Consider the following 25,288-nt stretch of genomic DNA (forward strand, 5'->3'; position numbering starts at 1 on the left):
TGAATGAATTATTGCATTATTTTGTTTTTGCCCTAAACCGTTGTCGTTTCGTACCGATATAGCCCCTACCAGGCGGGGAATTTTCCCTCGCCGGTGTGACTGTCAACGGAGACGACTTATGCTGAAAAATATGAAAATAGCCACCTGGCTGATGTTGATGCTGTTGCTGTTGGGCTTGATGCCCATGGGAACCGGCGCCATCGCCTTCTATTTCATGCAGCAAAACGGCAACAGCATCGGCAGGATGAGCACTTTCTCCGACGAGGAAGCCGCGCTGAACCGCAGTTGGCGTGCTCTGCTGCAAACGCAGACGCTGATCGACAACATGGCGTTCGAGCGTATGGCGCAGACCAGCAGAGCCGATATTCAGCAGGGCATTGGTGAGGCACGCGGCGAGCTGCGCGGCGCCGATGTCGCGTTCAACCTGTTTTGGGAGACGCCGGGTTTGACGGTATCGCACCCGGAGCTGGGCGAGGCGATGAAAAAGGTCTACCTGGCGCAGCAGAGAGTGCTGAAGCAAGAACTGGCGCTGTTGGCCGACACGCCACAGGCGGCGCTGATCGAGCGGCTGCACGCCATGGCGGCAGAGAAGCGCCAGGTGCGCCAGCGGCTGGACAGCCAGTTTGCCGACTACATGCGGGCCACGGTGGCCGCCCACCGTCTGGCAGTGGAAGAGGCGGAACAGACTCAGAAAGTGTTCGCCCGCCTGCTGAGCGGCACCCTGGCGGCGATCCTGCTGCTGTTGGTCGCCGTGCAGCGTGATTTCCGCCGGCGCCTGATTCTGCCGCTGCGTCAGATCGCCGCACACTTGCAAAAGGTTGGGCGCGGCGATCTGCGCAGCGAGATCGCGGTACGCAACAACAATGAGATCGGCATGCTGTTCGCCAGCCTGCGAACGATGCAGCTGGAGCTGAGCGCCACCGTGCAGCAGGTGCGTGATGGCGTGGAGTCGATCAACCAGGGTACGCACGAGATCGCCGTCGGCAACGCCGATCTCTCCAGCCGTACCGAAGAACAGGCCAGCGCGCTGACGGAAACCGCCGCCAGCATGGAACAGATTACCGCCACGGTGCGGCAAAACGCCGATAACGCCAATCAGGCCGCCGGTATGGTCAATCAGACTGCCGGCATTGCCCGCAACGGCGAAACGCTGATGGCCAGCGCTGTCGACAAGATGCGGGCGATCAACGACAGTGCGCGTCAGGTGGGGGATATCACCGGCGTGATCGACGGCATCGCCTTCCAGACCAATATCCTGGCGCTGAACGCCGCCGTCGAGGCCGCGCGCGCCGGTGAACAGGGGCGGGGTTTTGCGGTGGTGGCCGGCGAGGTGCGCAATCTGGCGCAGCGCTGCGCGACTTCGGCCAAGGAGATCAGCAGCCTGGTCGACGGCGTCACCTGCGATATCGCCGCCGGCGTGCGGCTGGTGGAGCAGGCGGGCGAAACGATGAATGCCATCGTCGGCTCGGTGAACCAGGTGACGTCGCTGATGGATAACATCTCCTATGCGTCGCAAGAGCAAAGCAAGGGCGTTGAGCAGGTCGGGATTGCGGTAACCCAGATGGATCAGGTAACCCAGCAGAACGCTGCGCTGGTGGAGGAGGTGGCGACCACCGCCGTCGGCGTGGAGGAACAGGCGGCCCTGCTGGCGCAGGCGGTGGCGACTTTCCAACTGGCGGAGGAGGAACCGCGCCAGGGCGAAGTGGAGGCACCGACGGCGGCCGCCGGTTGGGGATAACGCCGCCGCACTGTATTTGATGATATTTTTGCCGCCCGGGGCGATTTAGCTGGTAAACTGGTAAGTCATCAGCTGTCGCTCAAGACGTTGGCCCGCTCGCGTGGCAACGGATGCTTAAGAGATGGCATCGCTTTCTGATATACCCTATGAATTTCAAGTTGTAGCTAGGCGGCCAGCTCGTGAGTCCCCAGGCGCTTACTTGAGTAAGTAACTGGGGTGAGCGAGTGCAGTCAACAACGCTACAGCTTGAAAGGCGACGGGTAGAAGATTTTGCGTAATTCTCAACATCGAATGGGGAACAAGATGCGGATTAAAGCCTTACTGGGTCTTTCGGCAGCGGTGCTGCTGGCGGGTTGCAGCACCACTCATGAACTGACCGCTGCGGGTCAGCAGATCAAGTTCACCGACAGCAAGCCGGCGGCGGAATGCCAGCTGCTGGGGGAAGTGACCGGCACCCAGAGCAACTGGCTGTCCGGCAACGGCGGTGAAGGCAGCTCCATGCGCGGTGCGGCCAACGATCTGCGCAACAAGGCAGCGGCGATGGGCGGCAACGTCATTTACGGCGCCAACAGCCCAAGCCAGAACCTGCTCTCCAGCTTCGCGCCGCTGGACAGCAAAATGGTCGGCCAGGTTTACAAGTGCCCGTAAGGCGCTGAGGCCAAACGCCGCACAGAGATAAAAAAAGAGGAATGCCACGGCATTCCTCTTTTCGTTCCATCAGGCCATGTGGCGCGCCTCACTCCTGCATCAGGCGCAGGTCGATCGGTGTTTTGCTCGGTTCGCCGCCCACTTCACGCGTCAGGCGCGGCACCAGATAACCGGACACCTTGCTCAGCAGCGCCTGCATGATGACGCGCGCTTCATCGTCGCTGACCATGAAGTGCGCCGCGCCCTGCACCTTGTCCAGCACGTGAATGTAGTAGGGCAGGATGCCGGCGTCGAACAGCGCGTTGCTGAGCGCGGCCAGCGTGTCGGCGTCATCGTTGACGTCGCGCAGCAGCACGCTTTGATTGAGCAGCGTGACGCCGGCGAGGCGCAGCTGGGCCATGGCGCTCTGCAGCTCGCGGTCGATTTCGTTGGCGTGGTTGATGTGCGTGACCATCAGCACCTGCAGGCGCGAGGCCGACAGCAGGCGGCACAGCGCCGGCGTAATGCGCGCCGGGATCACCACCGGCAGACGGGTGTGAATGCGCAGGCGTTTCAGGTGCGGGATGGCTTCCAGCTCGCCGATCAGCCACTCCAGCTCACTGTCTTTGGCCATCAGCGGATCGCCGCCGGAAAAAATGATCTCGTCCAGTTCCGGGTGTTGGCGGATATAATCCAGCGCCTGCCGCCAGTTGTTCTTGTTGCCCTGATTATCCTGGTAGGGGAAGTGGCGGCGGAAGCAGTAACGGCAGTTGACCGCACAGCCGCCCTTGACCAGCAGCAGCGCGCGATTGCGGTATTTGTGCAGCAGGCCCGGCACCACGCTGCGCTGCTCATCCAGCGGATCGGTGGTGAACCCTGGGGCGTTGATGAACTCCTCTCTGGCGGTCAGCACCTGGCGCAGCAGCGGGTCGTTGGCGTCCCCGGGGCGCATGCGCGCAGCGAAGGCGCGCGGCACGCGCAGGGCAAACAGCCGGCGGGCATCGCGCCCCTGCGGCAGTTCCGGGTGCGTATTCAGTGACAAAAGCTGCAGTAATTCATCGGGATCGGTAATAACATCGGCGAGTTGATGCAACCAATCTTCTCTATGTGCCGTACTTTGGGTTATAATGTGTGCCATTTTTTTGGCTAAGCTACCAGTTCAAATATTCAGAGGGCCATCATGGCGACTTATTCTAGCAACGATTTCCGTCCGGGTCTTAAAATCATGTTCGAGGGCGAACCTTACGCCGTCGAAGCCAGTGAGTTCGTTAAGCCGGGCAAAGGCCAGGCGTTCGCGCGCGTGAAAATGCGCCGTCTGCTGACCGGCACCCGCGTGGAAAAAACCTTCAAGTCTACCGATTCTTGCGAAGGCGCAGACGTGATGGACACCAACATGAACTACCTGTACAGCGACGGTGAGTTCTACCACTTCATGCACCCTGAGTCTTTCGAACAGCATCAGGTTGACGGCAAAACCGTCGGCGACGCGGCCAAATGGCTGCAGGATAACGCAGAGTGCATCATCACCCTGTGGGATGGCCGCCCAATCGCCGTTCAGCCGCCGAACTTCATCGAAGCGGAAATCACCGATACCGATCCTGGCCTGAAAGGCGATACCGCAGGGACTGGCGGCAAGCCGGCGACCCTGAGCACCGGCGCCGTGGTAAAAGTGCCGTTGTTCGTCCAGATCGGCGAAGTGATCAAAGTTGACACTCGCTCTGGCGAATACGTCTCTCGCGTTAAGTAAGTTTCAAAACAGAGGAACCCCCGCGGTTCCTCTGTTTTATCCCATCCTCGTTCGTTGGCAGAAAATCCGCATGTTCAAGAAAACGCTGTTGGCCGTGCTCTCCCTGTTGTTCCTTTTCTCCCTCAGCAGTTGCAATACGTTTCGCGGTTTCGGCGAAGACGTTCAGCATCTCGGCGGCGCCATCTCCCGCACGGCCAGCTGAACCCGCCTTTAACCCGATGTATTTGCGCCACAAAGCCGGTCTCGATCCCACACCCTCCGTCAATTTTGACTACGCTTAGAAAGCCGTACTTTTTCATCAACGACCAATAAGGACTTTCTTATGCTGAAGAAAAGTATTATCGCGATCTTCTCTTTGATGATTTTGAGCTCGCTGACCGCCTGTAATACCACCCGCGGTGTGGGTGAAGACATTCAGGCCGGCGGCAAGGCTATTCAGCGCAGCGCGGAATAATCCGCATTCCACCCGGCGGCATTCCGGCTGCGGAGAGCCGCCACATTTCTATCCCTTGCCTGAGCGTTAACGCTGCTGCTATCCTGCCGCAGTGCGGGTGAGGTTACCCGTCATGCATCACCTCGCTGAACGGGACGACCCGTTTACGCGTCATTTTATCGGGGACGACCCCAGTGGTAGGGAGGCCGTCTCATGGCCTGGATTATTCTGCTTATCGCCGGTTTGCTCGAAGTGGTTTGGGCTATCGGTCTGAAATACACCCACGGTTTTACCCGGCTGACGCCGAGCATCATCACCATCGCCGCGATGGTGGTCAGCATGTTGCTGTTGGCCAACGCCATGAAAACGCTGCCCGCCGGCACCGCTTATGCGGTGTGGACCGGCATCGGCGCGGTGGGCGCGGCGATCATGGGCATGGTGCTGTTGGGCGAATCGACCAATATCGCGCGCATCATCAGCCTGTGCCTGATCGTGGTCGGCATACTCGGGCTGAAGTTCAGCAGTCACTGATCGGCGGACTGCTGCACCCAGATCAGCTTATCGGTGGCGAAGCCGTAGCCTTTGGCTGTCTGCAATAAACGGTCGCGCACGGCGGCGTCAAGCGTCGGCGTGCGCGACAGGATCCATAGATAGTCGCGGTTTGGGCCGCAAACCAGCGCGTAGCGATACGCCGGATCCAGGGCAATCACGTTGTAGCCGCCATAGAAGGGGCCGAAGAACGACACTTTCAGCGCCGCGACCTGCGGTGAACCGATAAAGTAGGCTTTGCCTTCGCTTTCTTGCCATTGCTGTTTCTGCGGATTGAAGCCGCGATTGATGACTTTCAGTCCGCCGTCGGCACGCGGGCTGTAGTGGGCGGTCACCTGCTGTAAACCGCGTTCGAAGCGATGATCCAGACGTGCAATCTCATACCAGGTGCCGAGATAGCGCTGGCTGTCGAAAGGGGTCACGACCTTGATGTCTTTAGGCGGGGAGATGCTGCAAGCGACGGAAATCAGGGCGGAAAGCATGACGCTAAGCTTTGACCATAAACGCATCGGTGACTCCTGTTTACCGGGGGCGAGTAGACAGTGTAGCCGATGAGAAAAGGGCGGCCAACGGGCGTTGGCCACCCGAGCGGTTTACAGCGTGACGACGCCGATGACGGTGACCACGCTGAGGATTGCTGCCAGACCGTAGAACACCCACTTGCCGGCCGGCACGTGGATCTTCAGATCGTGCATCGCATGGTGGATGCGGTGCAGGCCGCACCACAGCGGCAGAATGATCATCAGCAGCAGGAACAGGCGGCCGATCAGGCTCTGGCAGAACGCCAGCACGCGCTCGTAACCCAGCGCTTCACCGGGGAACAGCCCCAGCGGCAGCAGAATGCCGACCAGCAGCACGATGGCCGGCGCGACGATCGCGCCCCACATGCCGCCGGCGCCGAACAATCCCCAGAAAACCGGCTCGTCGGAGCGTTTAGGTGCTTGATTTATCATGTTTCCTCCGGATTAGATCAGGGCCACGGCCAGGATGACCACGCTGACGACGATGGTGACGGCCCACAGCCCTTTCACGATGGGGTCCGGCCCCATTTTCTCGCTGTTGACCACGATATTGGCGGCCTTCGGCGCCAGATCGAACCAGGTTTTGGTGTGCAGCGCCGCCGCCAGCAGGGCGACGACGTTGATCAACAGCACCAGCGGATTCTGCAAGAAACCGACGAAGCCGGCCCAGCTCTCGGCGCCGCCCTTCAGCGCGAACACGCCGTAGAGCAGCACGATGCTGAACCACACCGCCAGCACTGAGGTACCTTCGCGCAGCATGTAGAAACGGTAGAAGCCGAGCTTTTGCCACCAGGTGGGCGTCATGGTGCGCACATAGGGCTTACGTTGAGTTGTCATGGCAATTTTTCTCCCTTATTGCGGCTTCAGCATGGCGATCATGAAGTCTTTGGCGCTCTCCACCTTGCCCTGCTGGATGGCGGCGGCGGGATCGACGTGTTTCGGACAGACTTCAGAGCAATAGCCGACGAAGGTGCAGCTCCAGACGCCGTTTTGGCCGTTGAGCTGCGGCATGCGCTGTTTCTTGCCGTGGTCGCGGTTGTCCAGGTTATAGCGGTGCGCCAGCGTGATCGCCGCCGGGCCGATAAACTCGGGGTTGAGGCCGAACTGCGGGCACGCGGCGTAGCACAGGCCGCAGTTGATGCAGCCGGAGAACTGGTGGTATTTGGCCATCTGCGCCGGGGTCTGCACGTTCGGGCCATCCTCCGGTTTGCGATCGTTGCCGATGATGTACGGTTTGATCGCCTCCAGGCTCTCGATGAAGTGGGTCATGTCCACCACCAGATCGCGCTCGATCGGGAAGTTGCCCAGCGCTTCGACCTTCATGCCGCCGACGTAGTCGCGCAGGAAGGTTTTGCACGCCAGCTTCGGCACGCGGTTGACCATCATGCCGCAGGAGCCGCAGATCGCCATGCGGCACGACCAGCGGTAGGAGAGGTCTGGCGCCAGGTTATCCTTGATGTAGCCCAGAGCATCAAGCAGCGAGGTCTGTTCATCATAAGGCACGGCGTAAGTGACGAAATGCGGCTCGGCGTCACTTTCCGGGTTATAGCGCATGACGTCGATCTTCAGGGTTTGCATCTCAGCCATTTGCCTGCTCCTTATTCTTTTTCTCCTGCGCTTCGGCTTCTGCGCCGTAGACGCGTTTGGCCGGCGGCAGCTTGGTGATTTTCACGTCGCTGTATTCGAGACGCGGCGCGCCCTGCGGGTTATGGAACGCCAGCGTATGCTTGAGGAAGTTGACGTCGTCACGCTCGGTGCAGCCTTCGTCCAGGCGCTGGTGGGCGCCGCGCGACTCTTTGCGGTTAAATGCGGAGTGCGCCATGCATTCGGCGACGTCCAGGCCGTAGCCCAGCTCGATGGTGTACAGCAGATCGGTATTGAACACGCTGGAGTTGTCGGTGATTTTGACGCGTTTGAAGCGCTCTTTCAGCTCGGCCAGCTTATCGATGGTTTTTTGCATCAGCTCCGGCGTGCGGTAGATGCCGCAACCTTCTTCCATCGACAGCCCCATTTCGTCGCGGATCTTCGCCCAGTTTTCGTTGCCTTCCTGCTTCATCAGGTTGCTCAGGCGGGTTTCGACGTCGCGGGTTTGCGCATCCAGCGCGGCGCCGTTGGCTGGCGCGGTTTCCAGCGCGCGGCGCGCCGCGTGCTCACCAGCGACGCGGCCGAATACCACCAGTTCCGCCAGCGAGTTGGAGCCGAGACGGTTGGCGCCGTGCAGGCCGACGGAGGAACATTCGCCGACCGCGAACAGCCCCTTGATGCGGGTTTCGCAGTTCTGGTCGGTTTCAATGCCGCCCATGGTGTAGTGCGCGGTTGGGCGCACTGGGATCGGATCTTTCACCGGATCGACGCCGACATAGGCCTTGGCCAGTTCGCAGATGAACGGCAACCGTTCCAGCAGCTTTTTCTCGCCCAGGTGGCGCAGATCGAGGTAGACCACGTCGCCGCGTGGGGTGGCGATGGTGCGGCCGGCGCGCCATTCGTGCCAGAAGGCCTGGGACACTTTGTCGCGTGGGCCCAGCTCCATGTATTTGTTCTTCGGCTCGCCCAGCGGGGTTTCCGGGCCCATGCCGTAGTCTTGCAGGTAGCGGTAGCCGTCTTTGTTCACCAGAATGCCGCCTTCGCCGCGGCAGCCCTCGGTCATCAGGATGCCGGAACCGGGCAGGCCGGTTGGGTGGTACTGCACGAACTCCATGTCGCGCAGCGGTACGCCGTGGTGGAACGCCATGCCCATGCCGTCGCCGGTGACGATGCCGCCGTTGGTGTTGTAGCGGTAAACGCGCCCGGCGCCGCCGGTGGCCATCACCACCGCGTTGGCGCGGATCTGCACGCGGGTGCCTTCCATCATGTTGAGCGCCACCAGGCCGCGCGCCTGGCCGTCATCCACCAGGATATCCAGTACGAAGTGCTCGTCGAAGCGTTGAATTTGCGGGTATTTCAGCGAGGTCTGGAACAGGGTGTGCAGCATGTGGAAGCCGGTCTTGTCGGCGGCGAACCAGGTGCGTTCGATCTTCATGCCGCCGAAACGCCGCACGTTGACCGAACCGTCCGGTTTGCGGCTCCACGGGCAGCCCCATTGTTCGAGCTGGGTCATCTCGCGCGGGCACTGATGCACGAAGTGATCGACCACGTCCTGCTCGCACAGCCAGTCGCCGCCGGCGACGGTGTCGTGGAAGTGGTAGTCGAAGGTATCGTGATCCTGAGTGACGGCGGCGGAGCCCCCCTCGGCGGCGACCGTGTGGCTGCGCATCGGGTAGACCTTCGAGATCAGCGCGATTTTCAGTTGGGGATTGGCTTCCGCTGCGGCTATTGCTGCACGTAAACCAGCGCCCCCGGCCCCAATAATGGCAAGATCGGCGTTAAAGGTTTGCACTGCATTCCTCCAATGTTCTTGTTAAGAACGGCAAGTTAAATATCTATGCTTAAAATTTAGCGAACTCTTCGGGTGCTAACTAATTGAACCGATTAATGTTGCTTAAAGGTTAAGGATAGATATCTCCCACCAATAATGGGGAATTAACTATACCTAAAGTTAAGTAGTCGAAATTTGATGTGATCGATTGTTTTGTCGATTAACGCTTGCCCAACAGGCTTGCCTGCCTTTTCGCGCGTTCGGCGTGCTTTACCCTTTTTAACGCGCTTTTGCCGCCTATTTATCGGAAATTGGCGTTATGGCCGGTTGCGCATCGTGAAGAATTTGTTTGGCTGCAAGGATGCGAGTAGACTGCATCCCCTGTTTGATTTCGGAGTTAATTACCATGAGCGAAACGGCAAGCTGGCAGCCTAGTGCACCTATCGCCAATTTGTTGAAACGCGCAGCGATTCTGGCTGAGATCCGGCGTTTCTTCGCCGATCGTGGCGTGCTGGAAGTTGAGACGCCCACCATGAGCCAGGCGACGGTCACCGACGTTCACCTGTTCCCGTTCGAGACGCGTTTCGTCGGGCCGGGGGCGGCAGAGGGCCTGACGCTATACATGATGACCAGCCCGGAATATCACATGAAGCGCCTGCTGGCGGCGGGCAGCGGCCCGATCTACCAAATGGGGCGCAGCTTCCGCAATGAAGAGGCCGGGCGGCACCATAACCCCGAATTCACCATGCTGGAGTGGTACCGTCCGCACTACGACATGTACCGCCTGATGAATGAGGTGGACGATTTGCTGCAACAGGTGCTGGACTGCGAGAGCGCGGAGACCCTGTCTTATCAGCAGGCGTTCCTGCGCCATCTGGACATCGATCCGCTGTCGGCGGAGAAGGCGCAGCTGCGTGAAGCGGCGGCCAAACTCGATCTGAGCAACATCGCCGATACCGAAGAAGATCGCGATACGCTGCTGCAGCTGCTGTTCACCGTGGGCGTGGAACCGCATATCGGCCGTGAAAAACCGGCGTTCGTTTACCACTTCCCGGCCAGCCAGGCGGCGTTGGCGGAGATCAGCACCGAAGACCACCGCGTGGCGGAGCGTTTCGAGGTGTACTTCAAGGGCATCGAGCTGGCGAACGGTTTCCGCGAGCTGACCGACGGCCGTGAACAACAGCAGCGCTTCGAGCAGGACAACCGCAAACGCGCGGAGCGCGGCCTGCCGCAGCAACCGATCGACTACAACCTGTTGGCGGCGTTGCAGCACGGCATGCCGGAGTGTTCCGGCGTAGCGCTGGGCGTGGATCGTCTGGTGATGCTGGCGCTGGGCGCCGAGAGCCTGAGCGACGTGTTGGCCTTCCCGGTCGGGATCGCCTGACGTTTCAGGCGGTGAGAAAAGCAAAAAGGGTCGGCAAATGCCGGCCCTTTTTTTATCGCGAGAATCCCTTACAGCCCTCCGGCGTCGCGCTTGGTGTTCGGCGCCGGCGTAGACGGCGGCGTACGGCCGTTGTTGGTCAACCGCGACAGCGTCTCGGTGCGCACCTGGAACGGCGGGTACGGCAGCGTGATGCCGTGCTCGCGATAGCCCGCCAGGATCAGCTGGTGGATCTCGTGGCGCAGCGGCATGCGGTGGCCCATCTCGGCGGCGTAAATACGCATCTCGAAGATCTGGATGCCCTGTTGCAGATCGACCAGGTAAACCTCCGGCGCCGGATTATCCAGCACCAGCGAGCAGCGCTCGGCGGCGTTCATCAGGATCTTGGTCACCTCCTCGCTGTTGGCTTCGCCCGGCGCCGGTACGGTCAGCACCACACGGGTCAGGGTGTCCGACAGCGACCAGTTGACGAACTGTTCGGTGATGAACGCTTTGTTCGGCACGATGATCTCTTTGCGATCCCAGTCCGAAATGGTGGTGGCGCGGGTATTGATCTTGGTGACGGTGCCGGTCAGGTTGCGGATCGTCACGGTGTCGCCGATGCGGATCGGTTTCTCGAACAGGATGATCAGGCCGGAGATGAAGTTGGAGAAGATCTCCTGCATGCCGAAGCCCAACCCCAGACTGAGCGCGGTAACCACCCACTGCAGTTTTGACCATTCGATGCCGATCCAGGCGAAGCTGAGCACCGCGCCGAACAGCAGCAGCAAGTACTTGGTGATGGTGGTGATGGCGTAGCCGGTGCCCGGCGACAGATCCAGGTGCTGCAGCACCGCCAGCTCCAGCAGCGCCGGCAGGTTGCGCACCAGCTGCATGGTGATGATCAGCACCAGAATGGCGATCAGCACCGCGCCGAGGGTGATCGGATGGGCGGTCTCTACGCCGTTGACCGTCGAAGTCACGTCCCACAGCGAGATGTTTTCCAGGAAGGCGAACGCGGAGTGGATCTCGGACCACAGCACGATCACCGACACCAGCGCGATCAGCGTCAGGATCGACCGCACCAGCCGCAGCGACTGGGCGCTGATGGTGTCCAGATCGAAGTCCGAATCGTCCGGATCGATGGCGCCTTCGGTGCTGTTCGGGGTGTGCGAGGTTTCGTCTTCGCCGCGGGCGCGCTGGGCCAGGATGTCGGCGCGGCGCTGTTTGGCACGATCGAAGGCGATGCGCCGCCGTTGGATCAGCATCCAGCGGCGGATGATGTGGTAGATGACCAGCAACAGGAACCAGATCGCCACCGAGGTCTCCAGGCGCGCCAACAGCGCCTGCGCGGTGGTGAGGTAACCGACGGTCGACGCCAGCGCCGCCAGCAGCGGCGCCGACAGCAGCAGCCCCCAGAAGGCGCTGTTGAGCATGTTGTCGCCGGAGCCGTTTTTATCCAGATACAGCGGAATGCCGGCGCGTTTCAGGCTGTGGGTGACCAGCGCCAGCGCCAGACACAGCAGGATAAAGCACAGCCGTCCCAGCGTGTTGGCGAACTCGCGTTCTTTCAGGCTATCGAAGGTGATCAGCGCCATGATCAGCGGCACGATCAGCCAGATCGACATCTTGTAGTAGCGCATGGCGCGCGAAACCTGCTTCGCCGGCCAGCGGAAGTGCACGATGAACAGCCCCTGCGGGTGGGCGAAGGCGGCGCAGATCATGCAGATCCACAGGATCGGCAGCGTGGCGGTCACCCCTTTGCCGATCGCTTCCGCCACCGGGTAGTTCCAGGCGCTCTGCAGGCCGTAACCGAGCGCGGCCCACAGCACCGGCAGCGGCATCGCCACCAGAATCGACCAGAACACGGTGCGCACCGTGAGGAAGAATTCGTCCTGCGTCACCTTGCCGACGCGGCTGCTGGCGCGCTCGAGGAAGGCGTGATAGTGCTTGCGTGAACTGATGCTGAAAATCACCAGCAGCAGGGCGCCGAAGATCGGGATCAGCGTTTCGCGGCTGGTCACCATCATCATGAAGGCGCCGCCGAGCTGCGACAACGTGTCCAACGACAGGACGCGCGTTAGATCGTGCGCCACGTTGAGCGGATAAGAGAAGTTGATCGGATTGACGTCCGGCACCCAGAACAGATAGCGGTGGGTGGCGTCGCGAATTTCGTTCAACGCTTCGATCAGTTGGGTGTTGGCCACCTTCAACTTGGTCAGCTCGAGGATTTGGGTGTCGCAACCGGACAGCAGCGAGTTCAGCAGCTCGCGCTGGGTGCGCAGCTGGGCATCGACGATGCGCTGCTCCTGGCTGGTCAGCGCGCTGCCGTCGTCGCGCTTGAATTCGCGCTGCGACAGCTTTTCCAGCTGATTCTCAAACTGCAGGCGCTGCACGCGCAGCTGGGCCATGTCGCCGTCCAGCTGTTGCGGCTTGGGCATTTCCGGCAGCGTCGCCACCTGGGCGCGCAGGGTTTCCCCCAGCGCCGACGACGAGCCGAGCCACTGGGCCTGTTCGATGATGGTGCTCAGCGCCTGGCGCACCTGCAGTGTCTGCGCCGCCGCCTGCCGCTGCTGCGACGAAATCAGATCCATGCGCTGCGCCTGGCTGTTCAGCGCGGCGGACAGTTCGCGGTTGATCTGCAACTGTTGGCTGATGCTTCTTGGCAAGTCGCCGTTCTGCTCGGCCAACTGCTCGGTTCTTTCCAGCGCCAGTTCCGCTTCGCGTTGGCGCTGGGCATTGAGGTTGTTGCGCAGCGCCTGCAGCTGCACGTCTATTTTCTCGTGGCGCTTTTTATAGACCTCGGCGCGCATGCGCGCCAGCTCCTGCCGGTTGTTGGCCGACAGTTGCGCCAGCTCCAGCTCGTCCACTTTGGCTTTGCGCGCCGCCGCTTCGGTCTGCAGCAGGGCCAGGGCGGCCTGCGCGTACGGGGTGGTCGGGTTGGCAGGCTGCGCCTGCAGGCGGCGCTGCACTTCCGTCAGCGCACGGCGAGCGTCGGTCTGCTGCTGCGGCAACTGGCCGAGCGAATCGCTGATTTCCCGCGTGCGATCCTGCTCTTGCTGCAGCAGGCGCGCCTGTTCCAGCAGCAGGCTGCTGGTTTGCAGGATCTGCTGTTCCAGCTCGGCGGCCGGCAGATCGTCGCCGTTCGGCAGGATCTTGTTGCTTTCCAGCACCAGCTGACGGCGCAGTTCCTGCGTCATCTTCGGGAAATCGTCGATCACCCTCTGATACTGCTCGGAGCGAGTCTGCGACTCTTTGCGCTCCGTCAGCCAGTTGAGGGCGCTTTGCAGCGCCTCGGTGGTCTCCGCCTGATTCGGCGCGTTTTTGCTGCTTTCCGCCTGCTTCAGCTCCTGTTTGAGCTGGCTCTCGGTCGGCACGGGGGCGGCCAGCGCCGGTTGCCACAACAGGCAACCGAGCAAAAGCGTGATGAAAAGGCGCACGGCGTCGATTCCTTTAGATCGGGGTCTGTGGTGTTTCAGCGGCGGCCGGGATTTCGGCGAAGGCTTCACCCATGCGGGTGACGGTGCCGTTATGCAGCTGCGGCGCAAACTGCACGCTGCCTGCGGTAAACAGGTTGATCACCGTGGAGCCGAGTTTGAAACGGCCCATCTCGGCGCCTTTTTCCAATGTGATGGCGCCTTCTTCACCAGCGGCCGGGTAGGTCCAGCGCTTGATAATGCCTTCGCGCGGCGGCGTGACGGTGCCGGCCCAGACGGTTTCAATGCTGCCGACGATGGTGGCGCCGACCAGGATTTGCACCATCGGCCCGATGTCGGTGTCGAAGACGCAGATCACGCGCTCGTTGCGTGCGAACAGGTTAGGCACGTTGGCGGCGGTGAGCGGGTTGACCGAGAACAGATCGCCCGGCACATAGATCATTTCGCGCAGCACGCCGGCGCACGGCATGTGCACGCGGTGATAGTCGCGCGGCGCCAGGTAGGTGGTGGCGAACAGGCCGTTGCGGAACGGCTCGGCCAACAGGTAGTTGCCGGCCAGCAGCGCTTCCAGGCTGTAGTGGTGGCCTTTGGCCTGGAAGATTTGGTCCTCGCGGATCGGGCCGAGCTGGCTGATGGCGCCATCGGCGGGCAGCGCCAGCCAGTTGGCGTCGGTGATGATCGGGCGCGCGCCATCGCGCAGCGGGCGCACGAAGAAGTCGTTGAAGGTGGCGTAAGACGCCAGGTCCGGGTTTTGCGCTTCCTGCATGTCCACGCGGTAGTAGCGGGCGAAGGTTTTGACCACCAGTTGGGTCAGCCAGCCGGCACGTTTGTCGGCGCCCCAGCCCGCCAGGCGGGTCAGCGCCAGCTTAGGCAGCCAATATTGCAGTTTAATCTTGATGCTATCCAGCACGTTAACCTCGTGAATCAGGGTAAAGGGCGCGCATTGTAACGAGGGCTCCGCCGTCGTCAATGCCCGCCCATCAGTGTCAGTCTGCGGCGTCCGTGAAGTTCTTGCGAACCTTCACCTGCGCCATGCTTTCCAGAATGCGGTGGTAGTTGTCGAAACGCTCTTGCGCGATATCGCCTTTCTCCATCGCCGCGCGGATAGCGCAGCCGGGATCGGTATCGTGGCGGCAGTCGCGGAATTTGCAACCACCTAAATAATCACGGAATTCGACAAAGCCGCGGGTAATTTGTTCCGGCTCCAGGTGCCACAGGCCAAACTCGCGCACTCCGGGGGAGTCGATCACGTCGCCGCCGTGCTGGAAGTGGTACAGCCGCGCGGCGGTGGTGGTATGTTGCCCGAGGCCCGAGACGTCGGAAACCTGATTTACCAGAATTTGCTCTTCAGACGGCGGCAGCAGCGCGTTCAGCAGGCTGGATTTGCCGACCCCCGACTGGCCGGCGAAGATGCTGATGCGCCCGGCCAGCGCCTGTTCGAACTCCGTCATGCCTTCCCGCGTCTGGCTGGAGACTTCCAGCACCCGGTAGCCAATCTTGCGATAGATATCCATCATGCCGTCGACCAGCTTGCGCGCTTCGGCGTCCAGCAGGTCAATTTTGTTGAGCACGATCAGCGGCTCGACTTCGAGCGTTTCGCAGGCCACCAGATAGCGGTCGATGATGTTCAGCGACAGCTCGGGCAGGATCGCCGACACGATGACGATCTGATTGATATTGGCGGCGATCGGCTTCACGCCGTCATAGAAGTCCGGGCGCGTCAGCACCGAGGTGCGCTCGTGCACCGCTTCCACGATGCCCTTCACCCCTTCATGGGTGCCCAGGCCGGGGCGCCACACCACGCGATCGCCGGTGACCAGCGAACGCAGCGTGCGGCGGATGTTGCAGCGGTGCTGAGTGCCATCCGGCGCCTCAACGTCGGCGTGCATGCCGAAACGGCTGATGACGACGCCTTCCTGCGGCTCGCCCAGCTGGGAATCATCCGGTTCCGGTTTGTTATCGGCGCGCTTCAAACGGCGCTGATGGTTCGCCTGCACGCGGCGTTGCTGACCTTTGGACAGTTTGTTCTTACTCACTGCGCCTCACTTGAATCGGTTTTATACCTTTACGTATATGCACAGCCGCGGCGGGGAGTTGCCCCCGGCGCAGCCTTGAACCCGTCAGGGTATATGTCGCCCAAGGCGACCAAAAAGACTATGATACACGCTATTTTATATTAAATAACCGTTGTTAGCCCCCGGCTGCGGCGCGTCGCCACCGGCGGCGCCCGTCGTCTCGTCCGCACAGCGTTTTTCTCTCGGCTTTTAGGCAGGAAACATCATGACAGGAAACGAAAATAACCTGATTTGGATCGATTTGGAGATGACCGGGCTGGATCCCGAGCGTGACCGCATTATCGAGATCGCCACGCTGGTCACCGACGCCAACCTGAACATCCTGGCGGAAGGGCCGGTGATCGCCGTGCACCAATCCGACGAGCAGCTGGCCTTGATGGACGAGTGGAACGTGCGCACCCATACCGGCAGCGGGCTGGTGGAGCGGGTGAAAGCCAGCCGCCAGGACGATCGCGCCGCCGAGCTGGAAACCATCGCCTTCCTGCAGCAATGGGTGCCGGCCGGCAAATCGCCGATCTGCGGCAACAGCGTGGGCCAGGATCGCCGTTTCCTGTTCCGCTACATGCCGGAGCTGGAAGCCTATTTCCATTACCGCTACCTGGACGTCAGCACGCTGAAGGAACTGGCACGCCGTTGGAAGCCGGAAATTCTCGGCGGCTTTAAGAAGCAGGGCACCCATCAGGCGCTGGATGACATCCGCGAATCGGTGGCCGAACTGGCTTATTACCGCGAACATTTCATTCAGCTTTAAGGCGATGGCGGCCCCTGCGGGGAAAACACGCCGTTTTTAGCCGCTTAATTCGCCAATCTGGCGCTTTAATCGGCAATCAAACAAAAATCGCGTTTTTTTGCTTTCAGGGGCTTGCGGCAAAAAGGATTTCTCGTATAATGCGCACCCCGTACCGATGAAGAATTTCGTAACGTTCCACCATCGATACGCCGGGCGGGAATAGCTCAGTTGGTAGAGCACGACCTTGCCAAGGTCGGGGTCGCGAGTTCGAGTCTCGTTTCCCGCTCCAAATTCAACAATGTCGCGATGCGGCATGATGAATAAATAAAGCAGTATCAAGCAGTACCTATGCGACGCGGGAATAGCTCAGTTGGTAGAGCGCAACCTTGCCAAGGTTGAGGTCGCGAGTTCGAGCCTCGTTTCCCGCTCCAAAAATTCAAAGGTCACGCCAGTGTTTGGTGACCGGATGCCGAAAGCATCTCTATGCGGGAATAGCTCAGTTGGTAGAGCACGACCTTGCCAAGGTCGGGGTCGCGAGTTCGAGTCTCGTTTCCCGCTCCAATTTTCTCTTCGTTTCAAACTCAAGTCCAACGCCTTATCCGGCGCGGATTTTTGTCCCGTTTTACACGCCCGGTAAAAATGTTGTGAACAGAGTTATCCACAGCCTCTGCACATAAACTCGCCTGCCTGAAAAATCAACGTCATACAAATTAAATATTTATCTATTTGATTTATATGCTTATTTATTTATCCCAAAACGTTATGCCGATCACTTGCTCTTTTTGTTGCAGTTGAAAGACAACGTGTTTTTATTTTTATGCACAAATCCACAGAGTAAGGATGCCGGTGATGCGGCCGCGCGGCGCACGCCGTCAGGCGTCCCTCGGCAAACCTTTTTCCACAGCCCGTATCAGCCGTTTTTTCTGTGCCGTCTGCACCTCGATGCCCTGCGCTTCACGGCGAGCAAGCTGTTGCGCCAGCGCCCAGTGGATATGTTCGTCCAGCATGCTGTCCTGGCCCAAACGCGTGCGCAGCGCGAGCACGATGCCGTCCTCATAAGGCGCATTGCCCAGCGCCACGGCGATATTGCGCAACCAGCGCAGGTGGCCGATGCGGCGTATCGCCGAGCCTTCGGTGATGCGCAGGAATTTTTCTTCTGTCCAGTTGAACAGATCGATCAGCTGCGGCGCATGCAGTGCGGCGCGCGGGCTGAAATCGTCTTCGTCAGTGAGCTGCGAAAAGCGATTCCACGGGCAGATCAGCTGGCAGTCGTCGCAGCCGTAGATGCGGTTGCCGAGCAGCGGGCGGAATTCTTCCGGGATCGCGCCTTCCAGCTCGATGGTGAGGTAGGAGATGCAGCGCCGGGCGTCGACGGTATAGGGGGCGACGATGGCGCCGGTCGGGCAAGTGGTGATGCAGGCGACGCAGCGGCCGCACTGTTCTTCCTGCGGCTGATCCACCGGCAGCGGCAAATCGATCAGCAACTCGCCGAGGAAAAACCACGACCCGGCTTCACGGTTGAGAATTAGTGAGTGTTTACCAACCCAGCCGATGCCCGCCTTGGCGGCCAGCGCGCGCTCCATCACCGGCGCAGAATCGACAAAGGGGCGGAAATTCAACTCGCCGCAGTATTCCTGGATCTGATCGCCCAGTTTTTTCAGGCGCTGGCGCAACAGCTTGTGATAGTCACGCCCCAGCGCGTAGCGGCTGACGTAGCCCAGTTGCGAATTCTGCAAGGTGCTGGCGAACGCCGCCTTGGCCGGCAGGTAGTTCATGCGCACGCTGATCACTCGCAGCGTGCCCGGCAACAGTTCGTGAGGGCGTGCGCGCAACATGCCGTGGCGCGCCATCCATTCCATCTCGCCGTGGTACTGCTTGTCGAGCCAGGCCTGCAGCTTCGGCTCTTCAAGGCTCAGATCGGTATCGCAGATGCCAACCTGCTGGAATCCTAGCGATTGCCCCCATTGCTTGATATGTTGGGCGAGTTGATGAAGATCGAGGGGGTGCGTCATGACGGGCCACAGTGAAAAAGCATACGCTGATAGTTTACCACACTCTGTCTGGCCTGCGGATTGGATCCGTCGCTCGGAACCCGCGGCGGCGGCCTCGCTCGGTATTTCTCTTTACGATTTGATGCAGCGCGCCGGTCAGGCGGCCTACGCGCTGGCGCGCAACGCGTACCCCTCCCGCGACCATTGGCTGGTGCTGTGTGGCCACGGCAACAACGGCGGCGACGGCTATGTGGTGGCGCGCCTGGCGAAGGCGGCGGGCGTGCAGGTGACGCTGATCGCCTGCGAAGGCGCACGTCCTTTGCCACCGGAAGCCGCAGCGGCTCGCGAGGCCTGGCAAGCTGCAGGCGGCGACATTCTGCCGGCGAACAGCCGCTGGCCGGCGTCTGTTTCGCTCATTATCGACGGCTTGCTGGGCACTGGCCTTGGCAGCGCGCCGCGTGCGCCTTTTGATGCGCTGATTGAGGCCGCCAACCGCCATTCGGCGCCGGTGGTGGCGCTCGATATCCCGTCCGGCCTGCTGGCGGAAAGCGGCGCGGCGCCAGGCGCGGTGGTGCGTGCCGCGCACACCGTCACGTTCATCGGCCTCAAACCGGGGCTGCTGACCGGCCAGGCGCGCGACTGGGTCGGGCAACTTCATCAGAATGCGCTAGGCTTATCGGGTTGGTTGGCGAAGCAACCGGAGCAGATTCAGCGGCTTACCGCCGAGGTGTTGCCGCGCTGGCTGCATCCGCGCCGCCCCTGCGCGCATAAGGGCGAGCATGGCCGCCTGCTGTTGGTGGGCGGCGATAGCGGTTTCGGTGGCGCCATTCGCATGGCGGCGGAGGCGGCGCTGCGCAGCGGGGCTGGATTAGTGCGAGTGCTTACTCACATTGATCATGTTGCGCCGCTGCTGGCGGCCAGGCCGGAGCTGATGGCGCAGGCGCTGGACGAGGCGACGCTGCGGCAGGCGATGCAATGGGCGGATGTGCTGGTGATTGGCCCGGGGCTGGGCCAGGCTGAGTGGGGCAAAAACGCCTTGAGCGTGCTGCAAACCAGCGATAAACCAGCCTTGTGGGACGCCGATGCGCTGAACTTGCTGGCATTAAATCCCGAGAAACGGCAGAATCGCGTGATGACTCCGCATCCTGGAGAGGCGGCGCGGCTGTTGAGCTGCAGCACTGCCGACATCGAGAGTGATCGCTTACTTGCCGTGCGCAAGCTGACGGCGCGCTACGGCGGCGTGGCGGTGCTGAAAGGCGCCGGTACGCTGATCGCCGATGAGCAGGGGCAGATGGCGATCGCCGACGTCGGCAACGCCGGCATGGCCTCCGGCGGCATGGGTGATGTGCTGTCGGGCATCATCGGCGGTTTGCTGGCGCAAAAGCTCCCGCTGTATGATGCCGCCTGTGCGGGCTGCGTCGTGCATGGCGCGGCCGGCGATCGCGTAGCGGAAAGACAAGGAACAAGAGGCATGTTGGCGACCGATTTACTGCCGGACATCCTTCATTTCGTTAATCCTGAGTGGGCAAAATAGACTTTATCGAATGAAAGAACTCGTTTTACCTCTGCCGGACGAGGCAGCGACTGTCGCTTTGGGCACCACTTTGGCCAAGGCCTGCGATCGCGCCAGCGTCATCTATCTCTACGGCGACCTGGGCGCCGGTAAAACCACCTTCAGCCGTGGTTTCCTGCAGGCGTTGGGGCATCAGGGCAATGTCAAAAGCCCGACCTACACGCTGGTGGAACCCTATGCCTTGCAGCCGCTGGCGGTGTATCACTTCGATCTGTATCGCCTGGCCGATCCGGAAGAGCTTGAATTCATGGGCATTCGTGATTACTTCGCGCAAGACGCCATCTGCCTGGTCGAATGGCCGCAGCAGGGCACCGGCGTGCTGCCGGAGCCGGACCTGGCGCTGCACCTCGGCTATCAGGGCGAGGGGCGAGAGGCGAAGATTGAGGCGATTTCCGCATACGGCAGCCAGTTGTTAGACCGCATTCATGGATCACAGGGATGATGCTGCAATGACGCAGGTGTTGAAAAAATTTGCGGTCATCATGCTGATCGCCGTGCTGGGGCCGCTCGGCGCGTTGAACGCGCTGGCGGCATCCTCGCTGTCCGATATCAAAGTGTCGAACGCCCAACGCGAAGCGACGGTGTCGGTGAGCTTCAATGGCCCGCCGGACTATGCGTTTTTCCCGCTGCACGGCCCGGAACGGGTGGTGCTGGACGTTAACCAGAAGGGCAAAGTCGGCGGCCTGCCGCTCAACTTTAGCGGGCAAAACCTGGTAAAGAGCATTCGCTCCAGCGCGCCGAAAGACGCTCAGAGCGTGCGCCTGGTGTTTGATCTGACCCAGCGCGCCAAAACCCGCGTTTCCACTCGCCAGAACGGCGGCGTGCATACCGTGGTATTCACCATTTCGGCTGAAGGCGGCGCCAATATCGTGGCGCGTAAAGCGCCGGTGCAAACGCCTCCGCCGGTCGCCGTCAGTCAACCGCCGCGTCAGGCGCCGGTTGCGGTGCGTGAAGCGCCGGAGCCGCCGCTGCGCAAAGCGCCGACGGGATCGAATCCCTTTACCCAAAAACAGACTGTGGTCGCAGGCACCGCCACTGAGGTCACGCCGCGCAGCAGCCGCGTTTCCGCCGGTTCCGGCGATCGGGTGGTGGTGGCGATCGACGCCGGCCACGGCGGCCAGGATCCGGGAGCCATTGGCCCGAGCGGGTTGAAAGAAAAGAATGTCACCATCGCCATCGCACGCCGCCTGCAGGCGATGCTGGACGCCGATCCGCAGTTCAAACCGGTGCTGACGCGTAACGGCGACTATTTTATCTCGGTGATGGGGCGTTCCGACGTTGCGCGCAAACAGGGCGCCAACGTGCTGGTCTCCATCCACGCCGATGCCGCGCCAAACCGCAGCGCCAGCGGCGCTTCCGTCTGGGTGCTGTCCAACCGCCGCGCCAACAGTGAAATGGCCGGCTGGCTGGAACAGCATGAGAAGCAGTCTGAGCTGCTCGGCGGCGCCGGCGATTTGCTGGCCAACAGCCAGGCCGACCCTTATCTGAGCCAGGCGGTGCTGGATCTGCAGTTCGGCCACTCGCAGCGCGTCGGGTACGATGTGGCGGTGAAGGTGCTGCAGCAGCTGCAGAGCGTCGGATCGTTGCATAAACGTCGGCCGGAACACGCCAGCCTGGGCGTGCTGCGTTCGCCGGATATTCCATCGCTGCTGGTGGAAACAGGATTTATCAGTAATAGCACGGAGGAGCGGCTGCTGGGCAGTAGCGCGTATCAGGAGAAGATTGCCAAGGCCATTCATAACGGCCTGCGCAGCTACTTCCTGGCGCATCCGCTGCAAGCCGACCCAAAGGTGGAAAACCGACCGCTGGACGTCGCAGCGGCGGTTAACACCTCAACACCAGACGTGCGCCAGCCGGAGCCTATCGTCAGCCCGGCCGGCGCGAGCCGCAGCGTTAGCGGCAAGACCCAGATCCACGTGGTGAAGCGGGCGGAGACGCTGTCCGGCATCGCCGACAGCTACGGCACCACCATGGCGGCCCTGCGGGATCTGAACAAACTGAAGAAAGACGGCGTGTGGGTCGGGCAACGCCTGAAGGTGCCGGCGGGGAAAACCGCCGCCGTCACCGCCGTCGCCAAGGCGAAAACGCCGGCGAAGAAGCCGTCTAAACATAAAGTGGCCCGTGGGGACACGCTGTCCTCTATCGCTTCTCGTTATGGGGTCAGCGTCGGCGATCTGAAACGGGTCAATAATCTGAAGTCGGACGTCGCGCCGCTGGATCGGACGCTGACCATTCCGCAGGCCTAGCGCCACCGCTACAGGAGTCAGCATGCCTATCCAGGTGTTACCGCCACAGCTCGCCAACCAGATCGCCGCCGGAGAGGTGGTTGAACGCCCCGCGTCGGTGGTCAAAGAGCTGGTGGAAAACAGTCTGGACGCCGGTGCGACGCGCATCGATATCGATATCGAACGCGGCGGTGCCAAGCTGATCCGCATTCGCGATAACGGCTGCGGCATCGGCAAGGACGATTTGGCGCTGGCGCTGGCGCGGCACGCTACCAGTAAAATCAGCACGCTCGACGACCTGGAAGCGATCGTCAGCCTCGGTTTTCGCGGCGAAGCGCTGGCCAGTATCAGTTCGGTGTCCCGTTTGACCCTGACGTCGCGCACCGCCGAACAAAGCGAGGCGTGGCAAGCCTATGCCGAAGGGCGCGAGCAGGCGGTGACGGTCAAACCCGCTGCACACCCGGTCGGCAGCACGTTGGAAGTGCTGGATCTGTTTTACAACACGCCGGCGCGCCGCAAGTTCATGCGCACCGAGAAAACCGAATTTGGCCATATCGATGAAGTGGTGCGGCGCATCGCGCTGGCGCGTTTCGATGTGGCGATCAACCTCAGCCACAACGGCAAACTGATCCGCCAATACCGGGCGGCGAAGGAAGAGAGCCAGCACGAGCGCCGTTTGGGCAGCATCTGCGGCCCGGCGTTTTTACAGCATGCGTTGAGCATCGACTGGCAGCACGGCGATCTGAGCATCCGCGGTTGGGTGGCGGATCCGGCCGGGGCACGCCAACTGGGTGAAATGCAGTATTGTTACGTCAACTGTCGCATGATGCGCGATCGTTTGATCAATCACGCCATTCGTCAGGCCTATCAGGATCAGTTGAAGGACGATCAGCAGCCCGCTTACGTGCTGTATCTGGAGGTCGATCCGCACCAGGTGGATGTCAACGTTCATCCCGCCAAGCACGAGGTGCGTTTCCATCAGGCGCGGCTGGTGCACGATTTTATCTACCAGGCGGTGACCACCGTGCTGCAACAGGCCGGGCAGACGCCGTCGCTGCCGCTGGCGGAAACGCCGGACGAAGCGCCCGCGCCGGTCTGGCAGCAGGAAAACCGCGTCGCCGCCGGCGGCAACCATTTTTCTCTGCCGGCGTCGCGTCGTGAAACGCCGTCATCGCCCGGCGTCGCCCGCGAGCGCGCGCCGCAGCCCGGTTGGCAAACGGCGGGCGGTTACCAAAAACGCGAAGGCGAGCTGTACGGTAAACTGATGCAGCCCGCCGCCGAGCCGCCGGCCGAGGCCGCGCCGGAAACCCCGAGCAAGCCGCCGCTGTTCCCGCCGGCGAAAGCCGCAGCGGAAACGCCGTTGGCGGGTAGCCAGCACAGTTTTGGCCGAGTGTTGATGATCCATCCGCCGTGTTATGCGTTGATTGAACAGTGCCAGCAGCCGGCGTTGCTCAATCTGACGGTGGCGGAACGCTGGCTGCGCCAGGCGCAGCTCAACCCGCCGGCAGAAGGGCTGCGGCCGCAGCCGCTGCTGATCCCAGTCAAGCTGACGTTGGAGAAGAGCGAAGCGGCGGCCATCGCGCGGCATCAGGCGCTGTTGGCGGCGATGGGGCTGGATCTGCAGGCGGATCATGGCCGTGTGACGCTGCGCGCAGTGCCTTTACCATTACGCCAACAAAATTTACAAAAACTGATACCTGAACTGTTAGGCTATCTGGCCGAACATCAGGAGATGTCGCCCGCGGTGCTGGCCACCTGGCTCGCTCGCCGCCTTGGCAGCGAACATGAACAGTGGAACACCTCGCAAGCGATACAATTGCTGACCGACGTTGAACGACTTTGCCCGCAGCTGGTCAAATCGCCACCGAGCGGACTTTTACAACCCGTTGATTTACAGGCCGCACTGGCGGCCCTCAAGCATGACTGACACTGAAATGACACCACGTCCCCCGGCTATTTTCATCATGGGGCCAACCGCCTCGGGCAAGACCGCGCTGGCGATCGCGCTGCGTGAACGCCTGCCGGTGGAGCTGATCAGCGTCGATTCCGCGCTGATTTATCGCGGCATGGATATCGGCACCGCCAAGCCGAGCGCCGAAGAATTGGCGCAGGCGCCGCATCGGCTGATCGATATTCGCGATCCCGCCGAAGCTTACTCGGCCGCGGAGTTCCGCGCCGATGCGCTCAAAGAGATGGCCGACATCACCGCCGCCGGCCGCATTCCGCTGTTGGTGGGCGGCACCATGTTGTATTTCAAGGCGTTGCTGGAAGGATTGTCGCCGTTGCCGTCCGCCGATCCCGCGGTGCGCGAGCGCATCGAACGGCAAGCGGCGGAGCAGGGCTGGGAGGCGTTGCACCGTCAGTTACAGGCGATCGATCCGGTCGCGGCATTGAGAATTCATCCGAATGATCCGCAGAGACTGTCCAGAGCACTGGAAGTTTTTTTTATTTCGGGTAAAACTTTAACGGAACTGACTCAAATTTCGGGTGAATCGTTGCCGTATCAAGTTCACCAATTTGCGATAGCGCCGACCAGCCGTGAGTTGATCCATCAACGCATCGAGCTGCGGTACCATCAAATGTTGGCGGCGGGTTTTGAGACGGAAGCGCGTGCACTTTTCGCACGGGGTGATTTGCATACGGACTTGCCCTCCATTCGCTGTGTCGGTTACCGCCAGATGTGGTCATACTTGTCTGGTGAAATTAGTTACGATGAGATGGTTTATCGTGGTATTTGCGCAACACGTCAGTTGGCTAAACGCCAAATGACCTGGTTACGGGGTTGGGAGTCGGTCCATTGGTTGGACAGTGAAAAGCCGGGAGAGGCTTTGGACTCAGTGACACAGGTTGTTAGTGCATAGGTTGGGTGATTGTGTACAATTGCTGAGTATTCAGCGCGCAAATTTTTTACGTCGTTTATTTTAGAG

The 25,288-nt window shown here is 61.2% G+C and carries 23 protein-coding genes and 3 tRNA genes; 16 read left to right on the forward strand and 10 right to left on the reverse strand.

Features of this window, described 5'->3' with window-relative positions:
- Positions 1-118: 118 nt before the first annotated feature.
- Positions 119-1,738 carry a methyl-accepting chemotaxis protein gene (locus tag ACOWVD_RS08975; protein ID WP_197843167.1) on the forward strand — a complete coding sequence of 540 codons (1,620 nt, stop codon included), beginning with the start codon at positions 119-121 and terminating at the stop codon, positions 1,736-1,738.
- Positions 1,739-2,041: 303 nt separating this feature from the next.
- A complete protein-coding gene (locus ACOWVD_RS08980) occupies positions 2,042-2,386 on the forward strand; it encodes a DUF4156 domain-containing protein (RefSeq protein ID WP_004929664.1) in 345 nt (114 codons plus the stop codon).
- 88 nt (positions 2,387-2,474) lie between these two features.
- Here the strand turns inward: ACOWVD_RS08980 and epmB are convergent, their stop codons facing one another.
- The gene (gene epmB / locus ACOWVD_RS08985) at positions 2,475-3,503 is read right to left on the reverse strand and encodes an EF-P beta-lysylation protein EpmB (RefSeq protein WP_164095951.1); all 1,029 of its coding nucleotides are present in this window, start codon (positions 3,501-3,503) and stop codon (positions 2,475-2,477) included.
- Positions 3,504-3,545: 42 nt separating this feature from the next.
- On the opposite strand from epmB, the gene efp reads away from it, so the two are divergent.
- The 4 genes from efp to sugE all read left to right on the forward strand — a co-directional run bounded on the left by efp (position 3,546) and on the right by sugE (position 5,076).
- The gene (gene efp, locus ACOWVD_RS08990) at positions 3,546-4,112 is read left to right on the forward strand and encodes an elongation factor P (protein ID WP_004929666.1); all 567 of its coding nucleotides are present in this window, start codon (positions 3,546-3,548) and stop codon (positions 4,110-4,112) included.
- A 70-nt stretch (positions 4,113-4,182) separates the two neighbouring features.
- Positions 4,183-4,314 (forward strand): entericidin A/B family lipoprotein, encoded by a 132-nt coding sequence (locus ACOWVD_RS08995; RefSeq protein WP_004929667.1) that lies wholly within the window; start codon positions 4,183-4,185, stop codon positions 4,312-4,314.
- Positions 4,315-4,434: 120 nt separating this feature from the next.
- Positions 4,435-4,566, forward strand: a complete 132-nt coding sequence (locus ACOWVD_RS09000) for an entericidin A/B family lipoprotein (protein WP_004929668.1) — start codon at positions 4,435-4,437, stop codon at positions 4,564-4,566.
- Positions 4,567-4,758: 192 nt separating this feature from the next.
- Complete coding sequence (gene sugE, locus ACOWVD_RS09005; protein WP_004929669.1) at positions 4,759-5,076, forward strand: quaternary ammonium compound efflux SMR transporter SugE; 318 nt, start codon at positions 4,759-4,761, stop codon at positions 5,074-5,076.
- Here sugE and blc read toward each other — a convergent pair.
- From blc to frdA, 5 genes are all read right to left on the reverse strand, one after another.
- Positions 5,070-5,603, reverse strand: coding sequence for an outer membrane lipoprotein Blc (blc, locus tag ACOWVD_RS09010; protein WP_118892528.1), 534 nt, complete (start codon positions 5,601-5,603; stop codon positions 5,070-5,072). The two genes, sugE and blc, sit on opposite strands and share 7 nt — an antisense overlap.
- An 84-nt stretch (positions 5,604-5,687) precedes the next feature.
- On the reverse strand, positions 5,688-6,047 hold the full coding sequence (frdD, locus tag ACOWVD_RS09015; protein ID WP_004929672.1) for a fumarate reductase subunit FrdD: 360 nt from the start codon (positions 6,045-6,047) through the stop codon (positions 5,688-5,690).
- A gap of 12 nt (positions 6,048-6,059) precedes the next feature.
- Entirely contained in the window at positions 6,060-6,452 is a 393-nt protein-coding gene (frdC, locus tag ACOWVD_RS09020; protein WP_049242689.1) for a fumarate reductase subunit FrdC, read from the reverse strand.
- 15 nt (positions 6,453-6,467) lie between these two features.
- A complete protein-coding gene (locus ACOWVD_RS09025; RefSeq protein WP_004929676.1) occupies positions 6,468-7,202 on the reverse strand; it encodes a succinate dehydrogenase/fumarate reductase iron-sulfur subunit in 735 nt (244 codons plus the stop codon).
- A complete protein-coding gene (gene frdA, locus ACOWVD_RS09030; RefSeq protein ID WP_004929679.1) occupies positions 7,195-8,991 on the reverse strand; it encodes a fumarate reductase (quinol) flavoprotein subunit in 1,797 nt (598 codons plus the stop codon). Before frdA ends, ACOWVD_RS09025 begins: the two co-directional genes overlap by 8 nt.
- Before the next feature lie 385 nt (positions 8,992-9,376).
- Here frdA and epmA point away from each other — a divergent pair, with 385 nt between their 5' ends.
- Positions 9,377-10,354 (forward strand): elongation factor P--(R)-beta-lysine ligase, encoded by a 978-nt coding sequence (epmA, locus tag ACOWVD_RS09035; protein ID WP_004929681.1) that lies wholly within the window; start codon positions 9,377-9,379, stop codon positions 10,352-10,354.
- A gap of 68 nt (positions 10,355-10,422) precedes the next feature.
- On the opposite strand, the gene mscM is transcribed toward epmA, so the two are convergent.
- From mscM to rsgA, 3 genes are all read right to left on the reverse strand, one after another.
- Complete coding sequence (gene mscM / locus ACOWVD_RS09040) at positions 10,423-13,770, reverse strand: miniconductance mechanosensitive channel MscM (protein ID WP_312425704.1); 3,348 nt, start codon at positions 13,768-13,770, stop codon at positions 10,423-10,425.
- 13 nt (positions 13,771-13,783) lie between these two features.
- Positions 13,784-14,677: an archaetidylserine decarboxylase gene (gene asd, locus ACOWVD_RS09045; protein WP_049188083.1), complete on the reverse strand. Its 894-nt coding sequence runs from the start codon at positions 14,675-14,677 to the stop codon at positions 13,784-13,786.
- A 76-nt stretch (positions 14,678-14,753) separates the two neighbouring features.
- The gene (gene rsgA, locus ACOWVD_RS09050) at positions 14,754-15,803 is read right to left on the reverse strand and encodes a small ribosomal subunit biogenesis GTPase RsgA (RefSeq protein ID WP_049242696.1); all 1,050 of its coding nucleotides are present in this window, start codon (positions 15,801-15,803) and stop codon (positions 14,754-14,756) included.
- Between the two features lie 244 nt (positions 15,804-16,047).
- Here rsgA and orn point away from each other — a divergent pair, with 244 nt between their 5' ends.
- The 4 genes from orn (at position 16,048) to ACOWVD_RS09070 (ending at position 17,133) form a co-directional block, all read left to right on the forward strand.
- Complete coding sequence (orn, locus tag ACOWVD_RS09055; protein ID WP_004929689.1) at positions 16,048-16,593, forward strand: oligoribonuclease; 546 nt, start codon at positions 16,048-16,050, stop codon at positions 16,591-16,593.
- Between the two features lie 192 nt (positions 16,594-16,785).
- Positions 16,786-16,861, forward strand: a tRNA-Gly gene (locus tag ACOWVD_RS09060).
- 66 nt (positions 16,862-16,927) lie between these two features.
- Positions 16,928-17,003: transfer RNA gene (locus ACOWVD_RS09065), tRNA-Gly, on the forward strand.
- 54 nt (positions 17,004-17,057) lie between these two features.
- Positions 17,058-17,133, forward strand: a tRNA-Gly gene (locus tag ACOWVD_RS09070).
- A 311-nt stretch (positions 17,134-17,444) separates the two neighbouring features.
- On the opposite strand, the gene queG is transcribed toward ACOWVD_RS09070, so the two are convergent.
- A complete protein-coding gene (queG, locus tag ACOWVD_RS09075; RefSeq protein ID WP_164095751.1) occupies positions 17,445-18,584 on the reverse strand; it encodes a tRNA epoxyqueuosine(34) reductase QueG in 1,140 nt (379 codons plus the stop codon).
- On the opposite strand from queG, the gene nnr reads away from it, so the two are divergent.
- The 5 genes from nnr to miaA are packed head-to-tail and all read left to right on the forward strand — an operon-like array spanning position 18,583 to position 25,222.
- A complete protein-coding gene (nnr, locus tag ACOWVD_RS09080) occupies positions 18,583-20,097 on the forward strand; it encodes a bifunctional ADP-dependent NAD(P)H-hydrate dehydratase/NAD(P)H-hydrate epimerase (protein ID WP_049242995.1) in 1,515 nt (504 codons plus the stop codon). The genes queG and nnr overlap by 2 nt on opposite strands.
- 10 nt (positions 20,098-20,107) lie before the next feature.
- Positions 20,108-20,578: a tRNA (adenosine(37)-N6)-threonylcarbamoyltransferase complex ATPase subunit type 1 TsaE gene (gene tsaE, locus ACOWVD_RS09085; protein ID WP_015376387.1), complete on the forward strand. Its 471-nt coding sequence runs from the start codon at positions 20,108-20,110 to the stop codon at positions 20,576-20,578.
- 7 nt (positions 20,579-20,585) lie between these two features.
- Positions 20,586-22,382, forward strand: a complete 1,797-nt coding sequence (amiB, locus tag ACOWVD_RS09090; protein WP_004929933.1) for an N-acetylmuramoyl-L-alanine amidase AmiB — start codon at positions 20,586-20,588, stop codon at positions 22,380-22,382.
- 22 nt (positions 22,383-22,404) lie between these two features.
- Entirely contained in the window at positions 22,405-24,288 is a 1,884-nt protein-coding gene (mutL, locus tag ACOWVD_RS09095) for a DNA mismatch repair endonuclease MutL (RefSeq protein ID WP_049242998.1), read from the forward strand.
- Positions 24,281-25,222, forward strand: coding sequence for a tRNA (adenosine(37)-N6)-dimethylallyltransferase MiaA (miaA, locus tag ACOWVD_RS09100; RefSeq protein WP_049243000.1), 942 nt, complete (start codon positions 24,281-24,283; stop codon positions 25,220-25,222). The genes mutL and miaA overlap by 8 nt, the downstream gene beginning before the upstream one ends.
- Positions 25,223-25,288 lie beyond the last annotated feature (66 nt).

The sequence above is a fragment of the Serratia sp. SA088 genome, from assembly GCF_049065515.1.
Classification (GTDB): domain Bacteria; phylum Pseudomonadota; class Gammaproteobacteria; order Enterobacterales; family Enterobacteriaceae; genus Serratia; species Serratia nematodiphila.